The sequence below is a fragment of the Ruegeria sp. genome (assembly GCF_965199275.1).
Lineage (GTDB): Bacteria > Pseudomonadota > Alphaproteobacteria > Rhodobacterales > Rhodobacteraceae > Ruegeria.
In genome coordinates, this window is sequence record NZ_CBDAQX010000014.1 from 238,002 (window position 1) to 244,932 (window position 6,931).

Here is a 6,931-nt window from a genome sequence, read left to right on the forward strand (position 1 = left end):
CCGCCGCCGGTACCATCGGAGATGCAAACCAACCGATGGAGGGGGTATGAATGATTTGTGATCGGCCAAACGCCCTGAATCTGTTAGAGGATTCGGGGAGGCGGATAGGTCTCAGGCTGGATGTTTTCGTAGGGCATTGTGACCCTGTAGTGGAGCTTAGCCTTCGCCTGTTTCCGAACAGCCCCCATAGGGCCCGGTTTTGGCCGGTGATCCTGCATAGGAGCTTGGTTTGGCCGTTCACGCCCCATTGGGGGCTCCGCCTCCTTGAGCAGGGAGTATAGCCATGGCTTACATAGGTGTCGATCTTCATACGAATTCCTTCACGATCTGTCGGCGTGAGACGGACGGATCGGAAACATTCCAAACCTTTCAACTGTCCGCGCAGGCGCTTGAGCAGTTCTGTCAGAGCCTTGATGCGGATGACGAACTGGCGGTCGAGGCCACCGGCAACACGGCCTGGTTCTGCGGTGAGGTGGAACCCTGTGTCGGCCGGATCGTTGTGGTCAACCCGCGCCAGTTTAAAGTGATCCGCACATCGGTGAAGAAAACCGATCGCAACGATGCCCGCGCCCTGGCGTTTTTCCTGTCGAAGGACATGCTGCCGGAAACCCGGCTCAAGTCCACTCAGGAAAGCGAACTGGCCTCGCTGACCCGGACGCGTGACATGCTGGTCAAACAGCGCACCATGCTGCTGAACGGCATCCACGCGATGTTTGTCCGCCACGGCATGAAGCTGAAGAAGGAAGGGTTGTCCAGCAAGAAGCGCCTGCGCGACCTGGATCTCAGCCGCTTCACACCGCTTGAGCAGGTCGAACTGGCGGCATTGCGGGACCAGGCGCTCGGCCTGACCGAAACCCTGAGCCGTCTCGACAAGGCCATCGAGGAGGCCGCCTCGGCCATGAAAGGCTTTGAGGGGCTCACCAGCATCAAGGGGATCGGTGCGCGATCTGCCGCGGTCCTGCTGGCGGGGATCGGCAGGGTTGAAGACTTCTCCGACGCGGACAAGCTGGCCGCCTATGTCGGCATCGTGCCCAAGGTGAGCAACTCAAACGAAACCGAACATCACGGGCGGATCACGAAGCGCGGCAACAAGCTCATGCGCACCACGCTGGTGCAATGTACGCTCATCGCGATCCGCTATTCGGGATATCTCAACAGCCATTATCGGCGCATCAAGGAACGCCGTGGCGCGGGCAAGGCGATCATAGCCACTGCCCGCAAGCTGCTCAAGATCATCTATGACACGCTCAAGAACGGCTGGGTCTTCGACGATTTTGTCGAATTTAAAATCAAACAAAATCAATGTCATGCTTGACAATCATCATAGGAGGAAAAGATGGATCCAGATAACGCCGAAATAATCGCCAAGGTCGCAAGCCGCTCAGCCCGAAGCACACACCATTTACTGATCGCGCTGATTGCCTCCCTGATCGACAGCGGCGCGCTATCAGCGGAGGTATTTGCGGAAAAACTCAACGATATGGAGCGCACCATTCGGAGCGTCAGCCCCGAAGACGCCTGGGATGAACTGGAGATGAGGGTCACGATCAGCCTCATTGATCAAATTCGTGATCTTGTTTCTGGCGGCGAGAAAACGTCACCCTGAGCGCGGCGGCGATCGGCCCCCTGCAATCCATCTCGTCGACGAGCACATTGATCAGCCGATCAGCCGGATCGGCAATCTCGTCAAGATTCGGAGTAGGATGGTTATGCATGGCCGTTACCTCGTTGCTGCAGGGGTGTCGGGCGGGCGGATCATGACAGACCCTCCGCTTTGGCAGGACCGGGCGTAACGCCTGGTCCCGCCGCCGGTTCCATCGGAGATGCAAACCAACCGATGGAGAGATAAATGGATGCGGAAAAATACATGTTAATGACGGAGATCGACCGGCGTATAAGTGAGGCCGGCAATCGGGATTTTGAAACGATCATGAGCATTATGCGCCCCCTCATGGCTGTGGTCAGGGCAGGCCTGCTTTCGGGCGCGATTTCTGTTGATGACGCCATTAAGCTGCTGCCCCCGGGCCGGAATGAGGATCAGGATCGCGGGACGATTGAGCAGTGGGCAAACCCGCGATCCGGCGAATGAACGCACGATCATAGTCGTTTATCTCGATACCCGCCCCGGAGAGATCGTACTCAATCCAGAACACGCCAAGGTCCGAAGATGCGGTGGCAAAGGCGGCGATGACCTTGCGGGTCGCAAGGCGTTCCACCGGGTCTTTCCGGGTTGCCAGAACATCCACGCCACAGATGTATTGTTGCCTGTCGAAGAGTGTGGTGATCATGCAGTCTTGTCCTTGTTCATAGCGGGAGGCGGGCGTGGGGGAGATCATGACAGGCCCTCCGCTTGCGGCCCGGGCGTGCCGTCCCCGCCGCCCTCCCAGACCGGCAAGAGGCCCGCCACGCGGGTGGCCAGCGCATCGCGGCAGGGTGCGCAAAGTGCTGTCATGCGTGCGCAGGCCACGGCGCCCGGCTCCATCAGGTGATCATCCACCCGGATCAGCGCCAGATCGTAGACGCCCGCATCGCGCGCGCCGCAGTGATCGCAGCGCCCGCTCATGCAGCCGCCTCCGCAGCAGGCGAGCCCGGCGTCGGTGCGGGGCGCGGGATGTCAGAGGGCCAGGCGAATTCCGAATTGGCATGGTCAGCGATGTATTGCGCGACTCTTGCTGCGCGGCGGATTGTTACGTCATGACCGCGCTCCAGGCGCCCGCAAAAGTCGCCTGATCCTGCAGCATAGGTTGAGATCGTCTTTACGCTTAGGCCAGCGTGTGCCGCGTAGGCGTGAATTAGGCGGATGAGCATTTCGGAATTCATGCCGAATATATTTTCGGAATACTTTCCGATGTCAAGAAATTTCGGAATTTATTACGAACTCGCTTTTCGCTAGTGATAGCGAACATGAAAACCAGCGAAATATCGGACGCTCTCAAGCGTGCTGTCGAAAGATCGGGAAGCAATCCTTATCGAATCGCAAAAGATTTTGGGCTGCCGGATGACGCTTTGAGAAGCGTTATGAGCGGACACGAACCCAAAGTCGGCCGCGCTGCCGAGATCTGCCGCGCCCTTGGTCTCGAGTTCTACATCGGCCCGCCGCGCGATGGTGCGCCTGTCGGCCTGCCGCGCGCGCCGAACTGGAGCGCCTTCACCGAGGCGACCCTGCCGCACCGGGGGCTGGCCACCTGCTCGGTGCAGGGCTGGTCGAAGAGCCAGCCCTTGCGCGACCCCCTGCCCAGACCGGAGGATATCATGGACGATGACGCTTTCTGGGTTTCGGCCACGGGGCAGTCGATGATCCCCGAAGGCATCGACGGGGGCTGCGTGTGTCTTGTTTCGCCGGGCCGTGAGGTGCGGGACGGGGACCGGGTCTGGATACTGGATTTTCAGGGGCGCGCGGCGATCAAGCGTCTGGTGGAAAAGACAGAAACCGGTTCCCTCAAGCTCCGGGGCTGGCTTCCCAAACGCGACGGCGAGCAGCAGAGCTTTGACGAGGAGCGGCTGCCGGCGGGCATCCGCGAGGTCTACCCGGTGGTGGCGGTGTTCCGGGGCAAGCCGGGTACGGAAGGGGCCGAATATATCCCCGACCCGAAAGCGCCTGCCCCCGCCGCGCCACCCGAGGGATCAAATGTCGCCCCTGTGGAGCGGGTGCCGAAGGCGATCACCGACATGCTGGGCCTGCCCGAGGGCGCAAGCGCGGATGCGGTGCTGAAAGCGATGGAGGCAAAGATTGCCACCCGGGGCACGGCCCATGCCACGCCCGTGGCGGCGCTGGAGCGGAAGGTGGCGCGCACGCTCAAGTCCGAGACGCGGTCCCTGAAGGACGATCTGGAAGCCAAGCTGGATGCGCTTGCCGCCCGCCTGCCGCCCGCACCGGACGAGGACGAGACCCGAATCAGTCTGCCCTTTGCCGGCGACGTGCGCGCGGCGGCGGGTGCGGGCGAAGAGGTGTTCGAGGAAACGGAAATGAACTTAAGCATTCCGAGCGAGGCCCTGCCACCGGGCCTGAAGCCCGAGCGCGCCATTGCGCTCCGCGCCGAGGGCACATCAATGCACCCCACGATTCGCTCGGGCGATATCCTGGTGATCGATCACGGCGACCGGGAGGCGCGCGAGGGCACGGCTTTCGTAATCCGCACCGAGACCGGTCTTGTGGTCAAGCGGCTCAGACAGAAGGGGCACGGGGGCACGGGGGAATGGATCATGACCAGCGACAACCCTGAGGGCTACCCGCCGCGCCCGGTCGGGCCGGGGGACCATATCCTGGGCCGGGTGATCTGGTTCGGGCCGGAGAAGGCCGTTGTGGTGGGGGGGTGATGATAGGATCAAACGGCGAATCAGTGATGAGGATGGAGATATGGACAGCAACCGAATTATTAACGGCGCTATTAACGGCGCGATAAGTGCAGTATTGGCAACGGTGTTTATTGGGCTGCTCACCGCCGCCGCAAATTTGTTGTCCAACGGCAAAATGGCTGAAGCCCTGGGCGCGGTATCTGATCGAGAGATGAAACAGGTCATCAGCGATTTCGACAAAAAGATCGCACCGAAGCTTGAGGCTTGCAGGGTGTGTTTTCGGGAGGTGGCTAAATCACCAAATCAGTGCAAGCCTCAATATCCGGAAGCGGAAACTTGTAGCGGGTGGAGCACATCGTCTGCAAAAGGCCCGTGGACGCAGATATTTCTCGACGACACAGACGATGGTGCGGGCGGTTGCAAGTATCAATGGCGTCTTGAGTGCCGCGCGAATTAGCCTTCATCAATGGCTTGAACTCCAGCAGTGCCTCACCCGCCGCCTGAGATCAGCAACTCGCTGACCCGCTTGCTGGCCTTTGCATTGGCCGAATAGCGCGTCTCGACCTCTTCGCAATCGGCCCATGCGAAGATCTCGCGGATCTCTGCCCGGTCATTGATCGACAGGATGAACCTTCCCTTGATGCCTTTCAGCAATTCCGCCATGCGCGCAAAATCGGCGCGCGCGAACATGTGCGGGCCATAATCGCCCTCATGGCCCAGGTAGGGCGGGTCGAGATAGAAGAGCGTGCCCGGCGCGTCATAGCGGGCAATGAAGGCCTCCCAGTCCAGGCATTCGATCACGACCCCTGCCAGGCGGGTGTGCAGGTCTTCCAGCAGGGGCTCCAGCGTTGTGAGGTTGAAGCGCGCGGGCCGCTCCTTGCTGACCCCGAAGCTGCGCCCGGTGACCTTGCCGCCAAAGCTTGTGCGCTGCAGGTAGAGAAAGCGCGCGCCGCCCGTCTTGCAGCGGACCATGGTCCGCTGACATTCACGGCGAAGTGTTGGCCCCTTCGGGCGATGGTGTCGAGAACATTCTGAATTGTCCGGTGTAGGTAACATGCCAATTGTCCGCTTCAGTTGATTGCGCGGTGGCCCAATTCGGAGGGAGCCGTAGGCGACCGTAGATTTGGGCCACCGCGTTCGCGCCACGTCGAAGCGGGTCACGCGACTTTGTGTTTGCTATCCTCCTGTGTGATGGGTGATCCGTCAGGCTGGTAGCGGCCAATGCATCTCGGGCCGTGGAAGATGACCAGTTGACCATCGGGGTATTCGTGGACCCTGACCTTCGCCTTGACGAAATGATGACGGTGCCTGTCTGCCGCGATCTGCATGACCAGGCCCTTGTAGCGCACCGTATTGTCGTTGCCGACGACGCGGTCTTCCTGCACACACAGGGTGTCGCGCACATTGCCTGTAAACGGCACGAAGGCCGAGGTCGTATCCTCCGGCTCCCTTGCAAACAGGGCATTGTGTTCGGGAAGATAGACCTCTTTCAGGAACTGATTGGCCTCTTCAATGGTTGTGATCCCATGGGACCGCAGTTCCTGCGGCAATCGGTTCTGGAACGTGCCAAACATGCGTTCAGACCGTCCACGGGCCTGCGGTGAATAGGCCGGGATCAGCTCAATGCCGAGTTGCTGCAAGGCGCGCCCGACCTGGGTCAGATTGTCCTTGTCCACTTTGCCGCCCGCTTCGGGCGTATGCCAGTAATGAGAGCCCCGATCGGCATAGAGCGAGCAAAACAGACCTTGCGCCTCGATCACCTCTGTCAGCCCCTGAAAACTGCTCATCGTCCCTTCTTCCTCGACAAAGAATGCCGAATAAACCCGGTTGGTGGCATCGTCCATGGTGACGATCAGATCCCACCACTGACCCGGAACCCATTCATGGCTGGAGCCGTCCTGATGCAACATCATGCCAACCATCGGACGGCGGGGCCGCTTGCGCCGATGGGCACCTCGTCGGGGTGCTGCCTGAACCCGGCCGTGGCGCTGCAGTGTAAGCCGCACCCAGTTGTAGCTCTGTGTGAAACCATGGTGGGCCACCAGCTTCTCGTGGAAATGCTTCGGCGTGTAATCCCAGTACTTGGTATCAAACAGTTCAAGCATCTCCATGACCTTATCCGTGGCAACACGATTGTTGGCCAGTTTGCCAAGCCGACGGTCGTACAGACCTTCTGCACCATCCGCCTCAAATCGATCCTCCCAACGCCTGACGGTGCGCACGGATACACCCAGTATCTCAGCCGCCTGTTCTTGCGTCAGCTTGTTCGCGCTTCGCCGCGAATACACATCTTCAAACTTCATCAGTCGAACTTCCTGTAACACTTCTGCTCGGTTCATAACGCCTCCTCTCAGAGACAGAATAGAACCGGACAGATCGCATGTTACATACACCGGACATATCGCGTGTTAGCGACAGTCCAGATTGAGCGTGATGCCTGCCTGGTTCTCCAACGCCTCCACGGTCGCGCGCTTGCTCTCGGGCTGTGCGATCCGCGCCATAACCAGCTCTTTCACAATGCGATTGGCACTTTTACGCGCCGCCCCCAGAATTGCTCCATCAAGCGGCCCGCCAGACGCTTGATATCCTCAATCTCGCTGTCGTTATGGGCCACACCCACATGGCGCAGGATCTT

The 6,931-nt window shown here is 60.0% G+C and carries 8 protein-coding genes; 4 read left to right on the forward strand and 4 right to left on the reverse strand.

All coding sequences use genetic code 11. The features are described from left to right. The first annotated feature begins 283 nt into the window (after window positions 1-283). Both ACOERD_RS11150 and ACOERD_RS11155 read left to right on the forward strand, forming a co-directional pair. The gene (locus ACOERD_RS11150) at window positions 284-1,315 is read left to right on the forward strand and encodes an IS110 family transposase (protein ID WP_419737763.1); all 1,032 of its coding nucleotides are present in this window, start codon (window positions 284-286) and stop codon (window positions 1,313-1,315) included. 21 nt (window positions 1,316-1,336) lie between these two features. Next, window positions 1,337-1,606 (forward strand): hypothetical protein, encoded by a 270-nt coding sequence (locus tag ACOERD_RS11155; RefSeq protein ID WP_419737805.1) that lies wholly within the window; start codon window positions 1,337-1,339, stop codon window positions 1,604-1,606. 400 nt (window positions 1,607-2,006) lie between these two features. On the opposite strand, the gene ACOERD_RS11160 is transcribed toward ACOERD_RS11155, so the two are convergent. Both ACOERD_RS11160 and ACOERD_RS11165 read right to left on the reverse strand, forming a co-directional pair. Next, window positions 2,007-2,288: a hypothetical protein gene (locus ACOERD_RS11160; RefSeq protein ID WP_419738681.1), complete on the reverse strand. Its 282-nt coding sequence runs from the start codon at window positions 2,286-2,288 to the stop codon at window positions 2,007-2,009. Between the two features lie 44 nt (window positions 2,289-2,332). Further along, the gene (locus tag ACOERD_RS11165) at window positions 2,333-2,563 is read right to left on the reverse strand and encodes a hypothetical protein (protein WP_419739070.1); all 231 of its coding nucleotides are present in this window, start codon (window positions 2,561-2,563) and stop codon (window positions 2,333-2,335) included. A 443-nt stretch (window positions 2,564-3,006) separates the two neighbouring features. On the opposite strand from ACOERD_RS11165, the gene ACOERD_RS11170 reads away from it, so the two are divergent. Both ACOERD_RS11170 and ACOERD_RS11175 read left to right on the forward strand, forming a co-directional pair. Next, window positions 3,007-4,317: a S24 family peptidase gene (locus tag ACOERD_RS11170; RefSeq protein ID WP_419739071.1), complete on the forward strand. Its 1,311-nt coding sequence runs from the start codon at window positions 3,007-3,009 to the stop codon at window positions 4,315-4,317. Window positions 4,318-4,357: 40 nt separating this feature from the next. Next, window positions 4,358-4,753 carry a hypothetical protein gene (locus tag ACOERD_RS11175; RefSeq protein ID WP_419739072.1) on the forward strand — a complete coding sequence of 132 codons (396 nt, stop codon included), beginning with the start codon at window positions 4,358-4,360 and terminating at the stop codon, window positions 4,751-4,753. Between the two features lie 32 nt (window positions 4,754-4,785). Here the strand turns inward: ACOERD_RS11175 and ACOERD_RS11180 are convergent, their stop codons facing one another. Together ACOERD_RS11180 and ACOERD_RS11185 are read right to left on the reverse strand one after the other, a co-directional pair. Then, window positions 4,786-5,268, reverse strand: coding sequence for a DNA adenine methylase (locus ACOERD_RS11180; RefSeq protein ID WP_419739073.1), 483 nt, complete (start codon window positions 5,266-5,268; stop codon window positions 4,786-4,788). A gap of 185 nt (window positions 5,269-5,453) precedes the next feature. Next, window positions 5,454-6,635, reverse strand: coding sequence for an ISNCY family transposase (locus ACOERD_RS11185; RefSeq protein WP_419737600.1), 1,182 nt, complete (start codon window positions 6,633-6,635; stop codon window positions 5,454-5,456). Window positions 6,636-6,931: the final 296 nt, after the last annotated feature.

Excerpts from the sequence above, each read along its gene's own strand:
- ACOERD_RS11150 (WP_419737763.1), top strand. The coding sequence starts at position 284 with ATGGCTTACATAGGTGTCGATCTTCATACGAATTCCTTCACGATCTGT.
- ACOERD_RS11185 (WP_419737600.1), bottom strand. The coding sequence starts at position 6,635 with ATGAACCGAGCAGAAGTGTTACAGGAAGTTCGACTGATGAAGTTTGAA.
- ACOERD_RS11160 (WP_419738681.1), bottom strand. The coding sequence starts at position 2,288 with ATGATCACCACACTCTTCGACAGGCAACAATACATCTGTGGCGTGGAT.
- ACOERD_RS11155 (WP_419737805.1), top strand. The coding sequence starts at position 1,337 with ATGGATCCAGATAACGCCGAAATAATCGCCAAGGTCGCAAGCCGCTCA.
- ACOERD_RS11165 (WP_419739070.1), bottom strand. The coding sequence starts at position 2,563 with ATGAGCGGGCGCTGCGATCACTGCGGCGCGCGCGATGCGGGCGTCTAC.
- ACOERD_RS11180 (WP_419739073.1), bottom strand. The coding sequence starts at position 5,268 with ATGGTCCGCTGCAAGACGGGCGGCGCGCGCTTTCTCTACCTGCAGCGC.
- ACOERD_RS11175 (WP_419739072.1), top strand. The coding sequence starts at position 4,358 with ATGGACAGCAACCGAATTATTAACGGCGCTATTAACGGCGCGATAAGT.